The organism is Pseudomonas tensinigenes (assembly GCF_014268445.2).
Taxonomy (GTDB): domain Bacteria; phylum Pseudomonadota; class Gammaproteobacteria; order Pseudomonadales; family Pseudomonadaceae; genus Aquipseudomonas; species Aquipseudomonas tensinigenes.
Map to the genome: position 1 here is coordinate 1,807,229 of NZ_CP077089.1, position 13,989 is coordinate 1,821,217.

Sequence of the window (13,989 nt, forward strand, 5' to 3'; positions counted from 1 at the left end):
GGAGCTGTATGTCGATACCAAGTTTGAAATCTTATCTCTCCATTTTCGCCACCGTGCTGTTGCTCGGTCAGGCGGTGCCTGCTGCGCAAGCGGCCGATCTGCCTGACTTCACCCAATTGGTCGAACAAGCTTCGCCAGCCGTGGTGAACATCAGTACCACGCAGAAGCTGCCGGATCGCAAAGTGAACCAGCAGATGCCTGACCTCGAAGGTCTGCCGCCGATGCTGCGCGAGTTCTTCGAACGTGGCATGCCGCCTCAGCAGCGTTCGCCGGGCGGCGGTGGTCGTCAACGTGAAGCGCAGTCGCTGGGCTCGGGCTTCATCATCTCTTCCGATGGCTACATCCTCACCAACAACCACGTGATCGCCGATGCCGACGAAATCCTCGTCCGCCTCGCCGACCGCAGTGAAATGAAAGCCAAGCTGATCGGCACTGACCCGCGCTCCGACGTGGCATTGCTGAAAATTGAAGGTAAGGATCTGCCGGTGCTCAAGCTCGGCAAATCCCAGGACCTGAAAGCCGGCCAATGGGTCGTGGCAATCGGTTCGCCGTTCGGCTTCGACCACACCGTGACTCAAGGCATCGTCAGTGCCGTAGGCCGCAGCCTGCCGAACGAGAACTACGTGCCGTTCATCCAGACTGACGTGCCGATCAACCCGGGCAACTCTGGTGGTCCGCTGTTTAACCTGAACGGTGAAGTGGTTGGCATCAACTCGCAGATCTACACCCGCTCCGGCGGCTTCATGGGTGTGTCTTTTGCGATTCCTATCGATGTCGCGATGGATGTTTCCAATCAACTGAAGAGCGGTGGCAAAGTCAGCCGAGGCTGGCTGGGTGTAGTCATCCAGGAAGTGAACAAGGATCTGGCCGAGTCGTTCGGCCTGGATAAGCCGGCCGGCGCGCTGGTTGCACAGATTCAGGATGACGGCCCGGCAGCGAAGGGCGGCCTGCAAGTCGGCGACGTGATCTTGAGCATGAACGGCCAACCGATCGTCATGTCTGCTGACCTGCCACATCTGGTCGGCGCACTGAAGGCTGGCGCGAAAGCCAATCTGGAAGTGATTCGTGAAGGCAAGCGCAAGAACGTCGAACTGACGGTTGGCGCGATCCCTGATGAAGACAAGGAACTGGATGCGCTGCCGAAGTCCGGTGCTGAAACCAACAGCAACCGCCTCGGTGTATCGGTGGGCGAACTGACTGCCGAGCAGAAGAAAACCTACGACCTCAAAGGTGGTGTGGTGATCAAGGAAGTGCAGGACGGTCCTGCAGCGCTGATCGGTCTGCAACCAGGCGATGTCATTACTCACCTGAACAACCAGGCCATCGGCTCCAGCAAGGAATTCGCCGAAATCGCGAAAGCACTGCCGAAGAATCGTTCGGTGTCGATGCGCGTACTGCGACAAGGTCGTGCGAGCTTCATCACCTTCAAACTGGCTGAATGATCAGGTTTGACAGGTAAATAAAAACCGCCTCGAAAGAGGCGGTTTTTTTATGCCTGAAGCTTTGTCGTGGCGGGTAACGATCAGCCCATCATGTCCTTGATCATCCGCTCCTGCTCCATCAGCTCACGCTGGCGGGCATCGATGCGTGAGGACAGTGGGAAGTTGCTGCCAGCCTTGCGCTTGGCAAAATCGAGCTGCTGGATCGCCTGGCGGTAATCGCCAACCAGTGCGAAGTACTCGGCACGAGCCTGGTGCAGTCCGATGATGTTGCCCGACAAGCCACGGGTTTCGGCAACCTGATACCAGACGTCCGGATCATCCGGGCGTGACTTGAGTAGACCTTCGAGTGCCTTCTCGGCATCGGCAGCGCGATTCTGTTTCAGCAGCAGATCAACGCGCACCTGATTGAGCGGATAGTTGCCCGGATACTGCGTAAGCATCCGGTCTACCCGCGACTGTGCGTCAGGCAGGCGATTGTTGGTGATGTCCAGATCGACTTGAGCGAGGTTGTAGATGATCTCGTTGGGTGACTTGGCCAAAAGCTGTTTGAGGTTCTCCCGCGCTTCATTCAATTGGCCGCCCTTGATCTGGGCGATGGCCAGTCCGTAACGAGCCACATCGTTCAGCGGGTTCTCGTCCAACTGCGCACGGAAGCGCTTGCCGCCCAGCCCCGGAGTTTCTTCGTAGATCAACTGCACGCGCGCGCGGATCAACTGATAGCGCTTGGAGTCTTCAATACCGCCCGGTTTGGCCTGTTCGGCACGGTTGCGGGTGTCGGCGATACGCGATTCGGTCACCGGGTGAGTCAGCAGGAATTCCGGTGGTTTGGCGTCGAAGCGATATTGACGCATCAGGCGTTCGAACATGGTCGGCATCGAACGCGGGTCGTACCCGGCTTTTTCCAGATTGAGAATGCCGATGCGGTCAGCTTCCTGTTCGTTCTGCCGGGAGAAAGTGCGTTGCGATTGGATTGCCGCCGCTTGAGTGCCGGCAATGGTCGCGATCCCGGCGTCACCGCCGCCGGCTGCCGCAATGACAATCCCGGCCAGCAGCGCGGCCATCATCGGCACCTGCATCCGCTGCGAGGCCTCGACGCCACGAGCAAAGTGGCGTTGCGACAAGTGAGCCAGTTCGTGCGCCAGTACCGAGGCGTATTCGCCTTCGGTCTGCGCATTGAGAAACAGACCGCCGTTGACCCCGACCACACCACCCGGCGCCGCGAAGGCGTTCAGTTGCGGGCTGTTGATCAGGATGAATTCGAGGCGCCGGTCAGTGACCTGGCTGGTCTCGACCAGCTTATAGACGCTGGATTCGACGTAGTCCTTGAGCTGCGGGTCGTTGAGTTGTGAAACCTGGCTGCGCAACATGGCCAGCCAGGCACGACCGAGCTGATATTCCTGTTGCGGCGAGACAATGGCAGAACTGGCGTCACCGAGTGACGGCAGATCGTCGGCAAAGCCTGGTGAGGCGAGCAGGCAAGCGAGCGTCAGCAGGGTAGGGCGCAGAAAAGTCATGCACAAAGCCTTAGAAGACAAAGACCTTACTGTAGCCGGACACCGGAGCTGCGACCAGATATTCTAGGCAGCTCGACGACCTGAACCGGAGTGACGCAATGACTGACGCTGTAGCCCATGACGTGGAACTGGACGCCAGTGGCCTGAATTGTCCGTTGCCGTTGCTCAAGGCAAAAATGGAACTCAACAAGCTCCAAAGTGGCGCCGTCCTCAAGGTGATCGCCACGGATGCTGGCTCGCAGCGCGACTTTCGCACCTTCGCCAGATTGGCCGGTCATACGCTGCTGCGCGAAGAAGACGAAGCAGGCGTTTACCGTTACTGGTTGAAAAAAACCTGAACCCGATAGCGTAAAAGACCTAAGGATTATTGATGTTCAAAGTGTTACGCGACTGGATTCAGCGCTATTTTTCCGACGAAGAAGCGGTGGTGCTGGCGGTGCTGCTGTTTCTCGCCTTCACGGCCGTGCTGACCCTCGGCGGGATGCTCGCGCCAGTGTTGGCAGGGATGGTGCTGGCGTATCTGATGCAGGGCCTGGTGGTCACGCTGGAACGTCTGCGCGTGCCGGGTGGCGTGGCGGTTGGACTGGTGTTTGCGCTGTTCATGGGCGTGTTGATGCTGTTTATCGTCGTGGTGCTGCCGCTGCTTTGGCATCAGTTGATTACTCTGTTCAATGAGCTGCCGGGCATGCTTGCCAAGTGGCAATCGCTGCTGCTATTGCTGCCGGAGCGTTATCCGCATCTGGTTTCCGATGAACAAGTCTTGCAAGCCATCGAAGCGGCGCGCGGCGAGATCGGCAAATTCGGCCAGTGGGCACTGACCTTCTCGCTGTCGAGTCTGCCGCTGCTGGTGAACATCATGATCTACCTAGTGCTGGTGCCGATTCTGGTGTTTTTCTTCCTTAAAGATCGGGCAATGATCGGTGAGTGGGTGCGAGGCTACTTGCCACGCGAGCGCGCGCTGATCACCCGGGTCGCGCAGGAGATGAACCGGCAGATCGCCAATTACATTCGCGGCAAGGTCATCGAGATCGTGATTTGCGGTGGCGTGACCTATATCGCTTTCGTCGCGCTCGGTCTCAACTATGCCGCACTGCTGGCGTTGCTGGTCGGTGTGTCGGTGGTGGTGCCGTATGTCGGCGCTGTGGTCGTGACCGTGCCGGTGCTGTTGATCGCATTATTCCAGTGGGGGTGGAGCGATCAGTTCATTTATCTGATGGCGGTCTACGGGATCATTCAGACACTGGATGGCAATGTGCTGGTGCCGCTGCTGTTCTCGGAGGCGGTCAATTTGCACCCGGTGGCAATTATCTGCGCGGTGCTGTTGTTTGGCGGATTGTGGGGATTCTGGGGTGTGTTCTTTGCGATCCCGCTGGCGACCCTGTTCAAGGCAGTGCTGGATGCGTGGCCGCGCCAGGAGCCGGCGGTGGCGCCGCTGCTGTAGCGATTGATCCAGATTTTGCAGGAAGGCTATTCGCGAGCAGGCTCGCTCCCACATTTGATCGATTCGCCCATGCGAACACGGTTTAATGTGGGAGCGAGCCTGCTCGCGAAGGTGTCAGTAAAAATGACGCAAAACCATCAGGCCTTGTTCAAATCCTGAGCAGCGGCCAGAACGGCATCCACGTGCCCCGGCACTTTCACACCGCGCCATTCCTGACGCAGAACACCGTCCTTATCAATCAGGAACGTGCTGCGATCAACGCCCAGGTATTCCTTGCCGTACAGCTTCTTCAACTTGATCACGTCGAACAACTGGCAAACGGCCTCGTCCTTGTCGCTGATCAACTCGAATGGAAACTCCTGCTTGCACTTGAAGTTCTCATGGGACTTCAGGCTGTCGCGTGAGATACCGAAAATCTCCGTGTTGGCAGCCTTGAACGCGGCGTACTGGTCACGAAAGCCCTGGCCTTCGGTGGTGCAACCCGGAGTGCTGTCCTTCGGGTAAAAGTAGATCACCACTTGTTTGCCCTTCAGGGCGGACAGGCTGACGGTCTGCCCACTGGTGGCAGGTGCTTCGAAATCGGCAACCGGTTGGTCGATGACAACGGCCATGAAAGCTTCCTTACATTGGGTTTTGTGGGCGCCAAGGCTCGATCAGTGCATCCAGGTTCATCGCGTCGGAGAAGTCGAGGAACTGGTCGCGCAGCCAACTGATCTGGGTGCCGGCCGGCAGGGTCACGGTGAACGTGGCGTTGAGCATGGTGCCGCCGGTTTGCGGTGCCTGATACGTGTCGCAGGTCAGGTTTTCCAGCTCGACGTTGTGATCCATGAAGAACTGGCACAGCTCATTGATGATGTCCGGACGATACGCCGAGCTGACATAGGCCACATACGGCAGCGCCTGCGGACGATTTTCCAGCGGCGCGCTGCGCACCACGTTAGCCGTGAAGGCATGTTTCTTGGCCAGGCCCGGGAGGCTGCCCTCCAGGCGGGCGAGGGCGTCCCAACTGCCGGAGATCTCGAGGATCAGCGCACTGCACTCGCCGTGGCGAGTCAGGCGCGAAGTAACCACGGCGCAGCGATTTTCATGGCTGGCGCGGCACAGGACGTTAGTCAGCTCCATGGGGTTGGCGCCAAGGGCACTGATGACAAGGAATTGTTCGCGAACTGTGGGGGTGGACATGCAGCATTCCTAAAGCGATGAGCGGTCGGTAGGTTGACGCGCGTTGGCTGCCGGGGAGTGCCTGTTCTGGCGGTCCGTACAAAGAGGCCCGGCAAGCTCGCGGCTCGCTCCACTATAGCGGGAACGCGCCGATGCGACGCAGGAACGGGGTCTGTGAGGCCGAAAAGGGAGGCTGGAACCCGGCGTACAAGCTGATCAGTACCGATCAAAGTCTGAAGGGTAGCGAAAAGCGGCGCCAAGGGGAATGGCGGCAGCGCAGTACTTCGCTTGTGCAAGCATCTTGGCGCCAGTACCATTACCGCTCTCTTTTTCCGGCAGGAGCGGTTTCATGATTGCGGGCAGTATGGTGGCACTGGTCACTCCCATGGATGCACAAGGGCGTCTTGACTGGGACAGCCTCAGCAAACTCGTGGACTTCCATCTCAAGAACGGCACCCATGCCATTGTCGCGGTCGGTACTACCGGCGAGTCGGCAACTCTTGATGTAGAAGAGCACATCGCCGTCATCAAGGCCGTGGTCAAACAGGTTGCCGGGCGTATTCCGGTCATCGCCGGCACTGGCGCCAACTCCACCCGCGAAGCCGTCGAGCTGACCCGCGACGCCAAGGAAGCCGGCGCCGATGCCTGCCTGCTGGTCGTTCCGTACTACAACAAGCCGACTCAGGAAGGCCTGTACCAGCACTTCAAACACATCGCCGAGTCTGTCGACATTCCACAGATTCTCTATAACGTTCCTGGCCGCACCTCTTGCGACATGCAGGCCGAGACGGTGATTCGCCTGTCCACCGTGCCGAACATCATCGGTATCAAGGAAGCCACCGGCGACCTGAAACGCGCCAAAGCGATCATCGATGGCGTGAGCAAGGACTTCATCGTGCTGTCCGGCGATGATCCGACCGCAGTCGAACTGATCCTGCTGGGTGGCAAAGGCAACATCTCCGTGACTGCCAACGTCGCTCCGCGCGAAATGGCTGATCTGTGCGAGGCCGCGTTGAAAGGCGACGCCGACACCGCACGGGCGATCAACGAAAAACTGATGCCACTGCACAAAGACCTGTTCATCGAAGCCAACCCGATTCCAGTGAAGTGGGCTCTGGTTGAAATGGGCCTGATGCACGAAGGCATCCGCCTGCCACTGACCTGGCTGAGCACACCTTGTCATGAAACGCTGCGCTCGGCCCTGCGCCAGTGCAGCGTCCTGGTTTAATTGAGGAAGTACAACGCATGAAGCGAATGGCCGGACTTTCCGCACTTGCCTTGATTATCTCCAGCACCAGTGGCTGCGGATGGGTCTGGGGCCCGGAAGGTTATTTCCGTGACCGTGGTAGCGATTACCTGGAAGCGCAACAGACTGCACCGATGCAACTGCCACCGGATGTCAGCACCTCCAAGCGTCTGGATCCGCTGCTGCCGATCCCGCGCAACGTCGCTGATGACACCGCCAAGGGCGAATACATTGTTCCGCGTCCTCAGCCGCTGTCGGCCGTTGCCGATGCCAGCGACTACTCGCTGCAGAAAAGCGGTGATTCGCGTTGGGTCGTGGCCCAGCACCCACCGGCCGAAGTCTGGCCAGTGGCTGTGCAGTTCTTCCAGGACAACGGCTTCCGTCTGGATGAACAGCGCCCGCAAACCGGCGAATTCACCACCACCTGGCAGCATTCCGACGAGCTGTCCGCCGCTATGGCCAAGCGTCTGAGCGCAGCCGGTATCGCCAGCGATAGCGAAACCCGCGTGCGTGTGCGTATCGAGCCGGGCGTGCAGCGCAATACCAGTGAAATCTACGTGGTCAGCGCCGAGCGTCCTGCCGGCAGCACTGCCGATGTGGCCTTCACCAATCGTTCGGTCAACACTGGCCTGGATGCCGCCCTGGTCGACGACATGCTCGCAAGCATGAGCCGTATCTCCGAAAAGGGTGGTTCGGTGTCGATGCTGGCTTCGCGTGATTTCGATACGCCGAGCCGTGTCAGCCTCAGCGAAGACGGCAGCGGCAACCCGGTGTTGAACGTCGGTACCGATCTGGACCGTGCCTGGTCGAGCGTTGGCCGTGCACTGGAACAAGGCGAATGGCGCGTTGAAGACATCAACCGCAGCCTTGGCCTGTACTACATCAACCTGGCCGAAAAAGCCGAGAAGAAAGACGACAAGCCTGGTTTCTTCAGCAGCCTGTTCGGCAGTGCGCCGACCAAGGAAGAAGTTGAATCCCGTGCCGAGCGTTATCAGGTTCGCCTGAGCAAGGTTGGCGAGAACATCCAGGTGACCGTCGAGAAAAACATCAACACCGTCGCGCCGGCCGAAGTGGCACGCAAAGTGTTGAGCGTGATTCAGGACAACCTGGGCTGATCAATCATGCGTTTTGCCGTTCTCGGCAGCGGTAGCCAAGGGAACGGCACGCTGATCGCCAGTGCTGATACGTATGTGCTGGTGGATTGTGGTTTTTCCCTGCGGGAAACCGAAAAACGCCTGTTGCGCCTGGGTGTGAACCCGGCGCAACTGAGCGCGATACTCGTAACCCACGAACATGCCGACCACGTGCATGGCGTGGGTTTGCTGTCTCGGCGCTACAATCTACCGGTCTACCTCAGTCGCGGCACACTGCGCGGGATGCGCAAACCGATTGAACCCGCAGGCTTCCTGGCTGGCGGCGAGCAACTGCAGATCGGTGCACTGAACATCGGGGTCATTGCCGTGGCTCATGATGCGCAGGAACCGACCCAGTATGTCTTCAGTGATCACGAGCAGCGGCGCTTCGGCCTGCTGACCGACCTGGGCTCCTACTGCGAGCGGGTGCTGGACGGTTATCGGGATCTCGATGCGTTGATGATCGAGTCCAACCATTGTCGTGACATGCTGGCCCGTGGTCACTACCCGTACTTTCTCAAGCAGCGGGTGGGCGGCGAGCTGGGACATTTGAACAACCATCAGGCGGCATTCCTGGTGTCCGAGTTGGGTTGGCAGGGTTTGCAACACCTGGTCCTGGCCCATCTGAGCAGCAAGAACAACCTGCCGCAGCTGGCCCGGCAATGTTTTGTCGACACCCTCGGGTGCGACCCGGACTGGCTGCAACTGGCCGATCAAGATTCAGGGCTCGACTGGCGCCACATCGCCTAGCCCACCTACTTAGCAAGCGGAGCCCATCATGGAAAAACGTGAAGAACTCTACCGCGGCAAAGCCAAATCGGTTTACAAGACCGACGACGCTGACCGCTTGATCCTGCTGTTTCGCAACGACACCTCGGCGTTCGACGGCAAGCGCATCGAGCAGCTCGACCGCAAAGGCATGGTCAACAACAAGTTCAACGCCTTCATCATGCAGAAACTCGAAGCGGCCGGCGTACCGACCCAATTCGACAAACTGCTGGCCGACAACGAAGTGCTGGTCAAGAAGCTCGACATGATCCCGGTCGAGTGCGTCGTGCGTAACTACGCCGCTGGCAGCCTGGTCAAGCGTCTGGGCGTTGAAGAAGGCCTGAAGCTCAACCCGTACACGTTCGAACTGTTCCTGAAGGACGACGCCAAGGGCGACCCGTTCATCAACGAATCCCACGTCGTGGCATTCGGCTGGGGCACCGCCGAGCAACTGGTTCGCATGAAAGAACTGTCGCTCAAGGTCAACGAAGTCCTGACCAAGCTGTTCGACGACGCCGGCCTGCTGCTGGTCGACTTCAAGCTTGAATTCGGCGTGTTCAGCGACGGCTCCATCGTCCTCGGTGACGAGTTCAGCCCGGACGGCTGCCGTCTGTGGGACAAGGACACCAAGAAGAAGATGGACAAGGACCGCTTCCGTCAGGGCCTCGGTGACGTCATCGAAGCTTACGAAGAAGTCGCCAATCGTCTGGGCGTACCGCTTTAATCGACGCAAGCATCTGATAGCACGAAGAAATTTTCGAAAGAGGGTTTGCTTTCGGTAAAAGTGTTGTTATGATGCGCGCCGTTGGAGAGATGCCAGAGTGGCCGAATGGGACGGATTCGAAATCCGTTGTACCTTCACCGGTACCTAGGGTTCGAATCCCTATCTCTCCGCCATTACATAGAAAAAGCCCCGTAGATGAAAATCTACGGGGCTTTTTCGTTTCTGCGAATCCGGTATTCGTGGCGATAGCGGAGGCGCTGAAGCGCGTCTTGCGCAGTGAGGTCGTTGGGCGCGAGGCAATTTAAGTAAATACAGCCTCTGCCGACATTAGAGATACGACGCTCACAGGACTCGCCGGCCCATTTAAAGCAGCGTTCGCAGAGTAGAGGGCTGTCATTATTGGCGAGCGATCAGCCGCCAGATCACACCTGTCATCGTTTATCCTCTGCCCAGCCATCAGGCCAGCGCTCTCACTAAAGTGGATACTTGCTCACCTCGCCGTGAAAGGCGCATCCAGCGAGTTCCAGCCTCGCTCCCTATTTGAATTGGTTTGAATATGATAATTCCACCATCAGCCCAAGGTGCTCACCGCGTATCTGAACTTCAGTCCGTCAAGTCAGCCAGCGGCGCCGTTTCCCAGGTCGAAGAGTGCGAAGTGCTGGTTGCGCAGTTGCCAGCATTCGAGGATGGCGAGCCGCCAGTCGGCGTGGTCATCCATGCGTTTTACCCCGAAGTGCTGAAAGATATTCTGCGCCGTTTGATTAAACTTTCTGAACGCCTGCATCTCTACGTGACCTGCGTAGCCGGATGTGAAGATGAGATCTGTGCTCAACTGACGGCCAGCACATTGAGTTTTTCGCTATACCGGGTGCCGAATCACGGCAGGGACGTTTTTCCGTTCCTGCGGGTGCTGCCGTTCTTGCGTGCCGATAACATCCGCACCCTGGTCAAGCTGCACACCAAGCGTTCGCTGCACTTGGGCGGGGAGATCGATTGGGGCGTTGAACTATTCGATGATCTGCTGGGCCCGGTACGATTCAGTCGAGCGCTGGAACACCTTGCCGACCCGGTGCACGTTCCAATGCTGGGTCCTCAGCGATACCTGGTGCCAGTCACCCGATTCCTCAGCGAAAGCAACCGTGCGTTGCTTGTCACCTTGGCCGAGCGTGGCGGTATTGAGCCGCAGGGCATCAACGAAGCGGATTATTTTGCCGGCACCATGTTCTTTGCGCGCATTGAAGTGTTTACGCCTCTGGAGCGGATTCAACTGACGGGCAGCGATTTCGAAGTTGAATGTGGCCAGCTCGACGGTACCCTGGCACACACGTTAGAGCGGTATTTCGGCGTTCTGGCGAATGTTGGCCGTCAGCAGCGCAATATCGACCTTTATCAGCGCTGGCTGGCGAGTCGGCAACTGGCTGCCGTCGAGGTCGAAGGTTTGCCCGCGCGACTGGCGAGCTGGCCGCGGCAACCGGATGTGTTGTTGGTGTTGACCGACACGACGGGTGATATCGGACTGTTGCGTTCCAGCCTGGACAGCATCGACCGCCAGCTTTATCGGGCGGCGGCCATCGTGGTCCTGTCCAATGCCGAACCTGTAGGCGTGACGCCAGCCGATAATCTGGTCTGGCTGCCGTTGGCCGAATCCTGGCCGAGCCAGCTCAATGAACTGTTGCAGGAGATCGACGTTGACTGGTGGTATCTGTTGCGCGGAGGAGACGAACTGGATCCCCATGCGCTGCTTTTGCTCGCCGAAGGCATCGCCCTCAATCCCGGTGTCAGCGCTTGCTACAGCGATGAAGATTCACTGACCGCTGAAGGCTGCCAGAGTCCGGTATTCAAGCCGGACTTGAATCTGGATATGTTGCGCAGTTATCCGTATGTCGGCCGCGCACTGGCTTTCAGTCGCGAGGCCGCGTTGTCTGCTGACGGCTTTGATCCCGCCTTCAGCGAACTGGCGCCCCATGATTTGCTTTTCCGGCTGATTGAAAATCACGGTCTGGGCACTGTCGGGCATCTCGCGGATGTGCTGGTGCACCAAGCCATCAATTTCCCCCAGTGGCTTGGTGAACCCCAAGTCATCGCGAACTCGGCAGCCATCGTCGGGGCGCACTTGCAGCGCCTGGGCGTGGCTCATGAGCTGCAGGCCGGACCTTTGCCAATGGCCAACCGTGTGGTCTACCAACATGCGGAACAACCGCTGGTCTCGATCCTGATTCCCACCAAGGACTGCCTGCCGATGCTGCTGCGCTGCATCGAAAGCATCATGGAGAAAACCAGCTATACGAATTACGAACTGATCATCGTCGACAACAACAGCGAAACCGACGAAGCCCGGGACTGGTTCAGCGGTATGGAGCTGTTGAACAATCCCAAGGTGCGCATCCTGCGTTATCCGCATCCGTTCAACTATTCGGCGATCAATAATTTTGCCGTCAACCATGCCCGCGGCGATTACCTGGTGCTGCTCAACAATGACACGGTGGTCATTGATGGCGACTGGCTTGGTGCGATGCTCCATCACGCCCAGCGGCCAGAAGTGGGGGTAGTCGGCGCCAAGCTGTTATTCCTCGACGGGACTGTTCAGCATGCAGGCGTGGTACTCGGGTTGCGTGGCGTTGCAGACCACCCGTTTATCGGCGATTCAATGCAGTCCAACGGCTACCTTCACCGCTTGCATCTTGATCAAAACTACAGCGCGGTCACCGCCGCCTGCCTGATGATCAGCACCGAGTTGTACCAGCAAGTGGGTGGAATGGACGAGGTCGACCTGGCCGTTTCCTATAACGATGTGGATCTGTGCCTGAAAGTCGGCCAGGCCGGGCGGTTGATTGTCTGGACGCCTTATGCGCTGCTCGTTCACGAAGCCAGTGTGAGCCAGAACAACGTCGACACGACCAAGGAAGAAGCCAAGCGTAAAAGGTTCAAGGGCGAACAGTCGGTGATGTACCAGCGCTGGCTTGGGCAAATCGCCAACGATCCGGCCTACAACCGCAACCTGACCCTGGAGGGCAGCGGCTTCTCCTCCAAATACCGCACCGATACCGACTGGCACCCGTTTGCCAGTCGTGAGTTGCCTCATGTGCTGTGTCATCCCGTCGACTCTTTCGGCAGTGGGCACTACCGCGTGCGTCAGCCTTTCGCTGCCCTGAAAGCCGCGCAGCTGATCGGCGGAACGGTGAGCGACGAGGGGCTGCAACCGACAGAACTGGAGCGCATTGCGCCGGACACGATTATTTTCCAGGGGCAGCACACAACGCCTCATCTGGAGTACATGCAGGACACCAAGGCATTCTCCAGGGCGTTCAAGGTTTACGAGCTGGATGACTATATTCTTGACGTGCCCGCTGGCAACTTGAACCACGAATTGCTTCCCAAAGACATCACCAAACGCTTGAAGAAAGCCGTAGGGCTGTGCGATCGGTTGGTGGTGTCGACCGAGCCGCTGGCCAATGCGCTGAAGGGTTTCAACGCCGACATCCGGGTGATGGAAAACCGTCTGCCGAGCCATTGGTGGAGCGACCTGACCAGCCATCGCCAACAAGGTCGCAAGCCTCGGGTTGGCTGGGCCGGCGGCTCGAGTCACAGCGCCGATCTGCAAGTCCTTGCCGAAGTGGTTCGTGCGCTGGAAGGAGAAGTTGAATGGGTGTTCATGGGGATGTGTCCACCGGCACTGCGGCCTTATGTCCATGAGTTCCATAGGGGGGTGAGTATTGAAAAGTACCCGCAAAGACTGGCCGGCCTGAACCTGGACCTGGCTTTGGCACCTCTGAAAGACAACTTTTTCAACGCCTGCAAAAGCAATTTGCGCTTGTTGGAATATGGCGCTTGTGGTTTCCCCGTGATCTGCTCGGACATCCCTTGTTATCGTGGTGATTTCCCGGTGACGAGAGTCAGGAACCGATCGCAAGACTGGATTGCCGCTATTCGCGAACACCTGGCTGAGCCCGATGCCAGCGCCAAGGCTGGAGACGCCCTGCGCAGCGTTGTACTCGATCACTGGATGCTCAATGACGAACATCTGTTGGCGTGGCGAAACGCCTGGCTGGCGGACTGAACAAGAGGCCAGCGTTGCGCGCTGCTTCTTCAATGTCTTTCGATACCGGCCCGAAAAAAAGCCTCACAGCCTTGAAACTGTGGGGCTTTTTCATATCTGCAGGATCGTGCTGAGCGGTTAGATCTCCTTGATCGGAGCCTCCCCCTGGACAGCCTTGATCAACCCGATCACGTGCAAACAATCCGCCTTGTTCACATACGACTCGCCACTGGCGATGGTCTCGTGGTTACCCGCCCGCAATCTCCAGCGCCATTGCCCTTTGCCGGTGCTCGGGGTGCCTCTGGATTGCCTGTAAATCTCGAAATACATTCGTTTCGCTCCATGCGATTCATTTGTGCGACAGCCTGTGTGGCGCATGGTCGCAAGCCTAGCGCAGACGGTTTTTTTGGCTATCGGACATTTGTTTCCAATCGTTCGCGGATGTTTCTGAAGGGCGCGGGCTAGAGCGCCGCAATAGGCCTGTGGATTGGCCAAAATGACGCCGTCTGCGCCTTGCAACACAG

General features: G+C 58.4%; 12 protein-coding genes and 1 tRNA gene. 9 read left to right on the forward strand and 4 right to left on the reverse strand.

The features are described 5' to 3' along the window. Positions 1 to 8 precede the first annotated feature (8 nt). Complete coding sequence (locus HU718_RS07995) at positions 9 to 1,442, forward strand: DegQ family serine endoprotease (RefSeq protein ID WP_102900260.1); 1,434 nt, start codon at positions 9 to 11, stop codon at positions 1,440 to 1,442. Positions 1,443 to 1,522: 80 nt separating this feature from the next. On the opposite strand, the gene HU718_RS08000 is transcribed toward HU718_RS07995, so the two are convergent. Beyond that, positions 1,523 to 2,956: a M48 family metalloprotease gene (locus tag HU718_RS08000; protein WP_150730348.1), complete on the reverse strand. Its 1,434-nt coding sequence runs from the start codon at positions 2,954 to 2,956 to the stop codon at positions 1,523 to 1,525. Positions 2,957 to 3,054: 98 nt separating this feature from the next. Here HU718_RS08000 and HU718_RS08005 point away from each other — a divergent pair, with 98 nt between their 5' ends. Further along, positions 3,055 to 3,294: a sulfurtransferase TusA family protein gene (locus HU718_RS08005; protein WP_150708150.1), complete on the forward strand. Its 240-nt coding sequence runs from the start codon at positions 3,055 to 3,057 to the stop codon at positions 3,292 to 3,294. Positions 3,295 to 3,326: 32 nt separating this feature from the next. Further along, on the forward strand, positions 3,327 to 4,397 hold the full coding sequence (locus HU718_RS08010; RefSeq protein WP_034153151.1) for an AI-2E family transporter: 1,071 nt from the start codon (positions 3,327 to 3,329) through the stop codon (positions 4,395 to 4,397). 137 nt (positions 4,398 to 4,534) lie between these two features. Here HU718_RS08010 and HU718_RS08015 read toward each other — a convergent pair whose 3' ends face one another. Continuing rightward, entirely contained in the window at positions 4,535 to 5,008 is a 474-nt protein-coding gene (locus HU718_RS08015) for a peroxiredoxin (protein ID WP_095119107.1), read from the reverse strand. Between the two features lie 10 nt (positions 5,009 to 5,018). Beyond that, a complete protein-coding gene (locus HU718_RS08020; protein WP_038358363.1) occupies positions 5,019 to 5,579 on the reverse strand; it encodes a glycine cleavage system transcriptional repressor in 561 nt (186 codons plus the stop codon). Positions 5,580 to 5,907: 328 nt separating this feature from the next. Here HU718_RS08020 and dapA point away from each other — a divergent pair, with 328 nt between their 5' ends. The 6 genes from dapA (at position 5,908) to HU718_RS08050 (ending at position 13,486) form a co-directional block, all read left to right on the forward strand. After that, positions 5,908 to 6,786, forward strand: a complete 879-nt coding sequence (gene dapA, locus HU718_RS08025) for a 4-hydroxy-tetrahydrodipicolinate synthase (protein WP_186612691.1) — start codon at positions 5,908 to 5,910, stop codon at positions 6,784 to 6,786. 17 nt (positions 6,787 to 6,803) lie between these two features. Further along, complete coding sequence (gene bamC, locus HU718_RS08030) at positions 6,804 to 7,919, forward strand: NlpB/DapX family lipoprotein (RefSeq protein WP_095119105.1); 1,116 nt, start codon at positions 6,804 to 6,806, stop codon at positions 7,917 to 7,919. A 6-nt stretch (positions 7,920 to 7,925) separates the two neighbouring features. Then, positions 7,926 to 8,687: an MBL fold metallo-hydrolase gene (locus HU718_RS08035; protein WP_007911390.1), complete on the forward strand. Its 762-nt coding sequence runs from the start codon at positions 7,926 to 7,928 to the stop codon at positions 8,685 to 8,687. Positions 8,688 to 8,715: 28 nt separating this feature from the next. Continuing rightward, entirely contained in the window at positions 8,716 to 9,429 is a 714-nt protein-coding gene (gene purC / locus HU718_RS08040; protein ID WP_007911389.1) for a phosphoribosylaminoimidazolesuccinocarboxamide synthase, read from the forward strand. 83 nt (positions 9,430 to 9,512) lie between these two features. Further along, a tRNA-Ser gene (locus HU718_RS08045) sits at positions 9,513 to 9,602 on the forward strand. 383 nt (positions 9,603 to 9,985) lie between these two features. Continuing rightward, on the forward strand, positions 9,986 to 13,486 hold the full coding sequence (locus HU718_RS08050; RefSeq protein WP_186612693.1) for a glycosyltransferase: 3,501 nt from the start codon (positions 9,986 to 9,988) through the stop codon (positions 13,484 to 13,486). 117 nt (positions 13,487 to 13,603) lie between these two features. Here HU718_RS08050 and HU718_RS08055 read toward each other — a convergent pair whose 3' ends face one another. Further along, on the reverse strand, positions 13,604 to 13,795 hold the full coding sequence (locus HU718_RS08055) for a YegP family protein (RefSeq protein WP_186612695.1): 192 nt from the start codon (positions 13,793 to 13,795) through the stop codon (positions 13,604 to 13,606). Positions 13,796 to 13,989: the final 194 nt, after the last annotated feature.

What these genes read in the sequence shown, in the direction of transcription:
- HU718_RS08055 (WP_186612695.1), bottom strand. Translation starts at nt 13,795, where the DNA reads ATGTATTTCGAGATTTACAGGCAATCCAGAGGCACCCCGAGCACCGGC.
- purC (WP_007911389.1), top strand. Translation starts at nt 8,716, where the DNA reads ATGGAAAAACGTGAAGAACTCTACCGCGGCAAAGCCAAATCGGTTTAC.
- bamC (WP_095119105.1), top strand. Translation starts at nt 6,804, where the DNA reads ATGAAGCGAATGGCCGGACTTTCCGCACTTGCCTTGATTATCTCCAGC.
- HU718_RS07995 (WP_102900260.1), top strand. Translation starts at nt 9, where the DNA reads ATGTCGATACCAAGTTTGAAATCTTATCTCTCCATTTTCGCCACCGTG.
- HU718_RS08050 (WP_186612693.1), top strand. Translation starts at nt 9,986, where the DNA reads ATGATAATTCCACCATCAGCCCAAGGTGCTCACCGCGTATCTGAACTT.
- HU718_RS08035 (WP_007911390.1), top strand. Translation starts at nt 7,926, where the DNA reads ATGCGTTTTGCCGTTCTCGGCAGCGGTAGCCAAGGGAACGGCACGCTG.
- HU718_RS08015 (WP_095119107.1), bottom strand. Translation starts at nt 5,008, where the DNA reads ATGGCCGTTGTCATCGACCAACCGGTTGCCGATTTCGAAGCACCTGCC.
- HU718_RS08000 (WP_150730348.1), bottom strand. Translation starts at nt 2,956, where the DNA reads ATGACTTTTCTGCGCCCTACCCTGCTGACGCTCGCTTGCCTGCTCGCC.
- HU718_RS08020 (WP_038358363.1), bottom strand. Translation starts at nt 5,579, where the DNA reads ATGTCCACCCCCACAGTTCGCGAACAATTCCTTGTCATCAGTGCCCTT.
- dapA (WP_186612691.1), top strand. Translation starts at nt 5,908, where the DNA reads ATGATTGCGGGCAGTATGGTGGCACTGGTCACTCCCATGGATGCACAA.
- HU718_RS08010 (WP_034153151.1), top strand. Translation starts at nt 3,327, where the DNA reads ATGTTCAAAGTGTTACGCGACTGGATTCAGCGCTATTTTTCCGACGAA.
- HU718_RS08005 (WP_150708150.1), top strand. Translation starts at nt 3,055, where the DNA reads ATGACTGACGCTGTAGCCCATGACGTGGAACTGGACGCCAGTGGCCTG.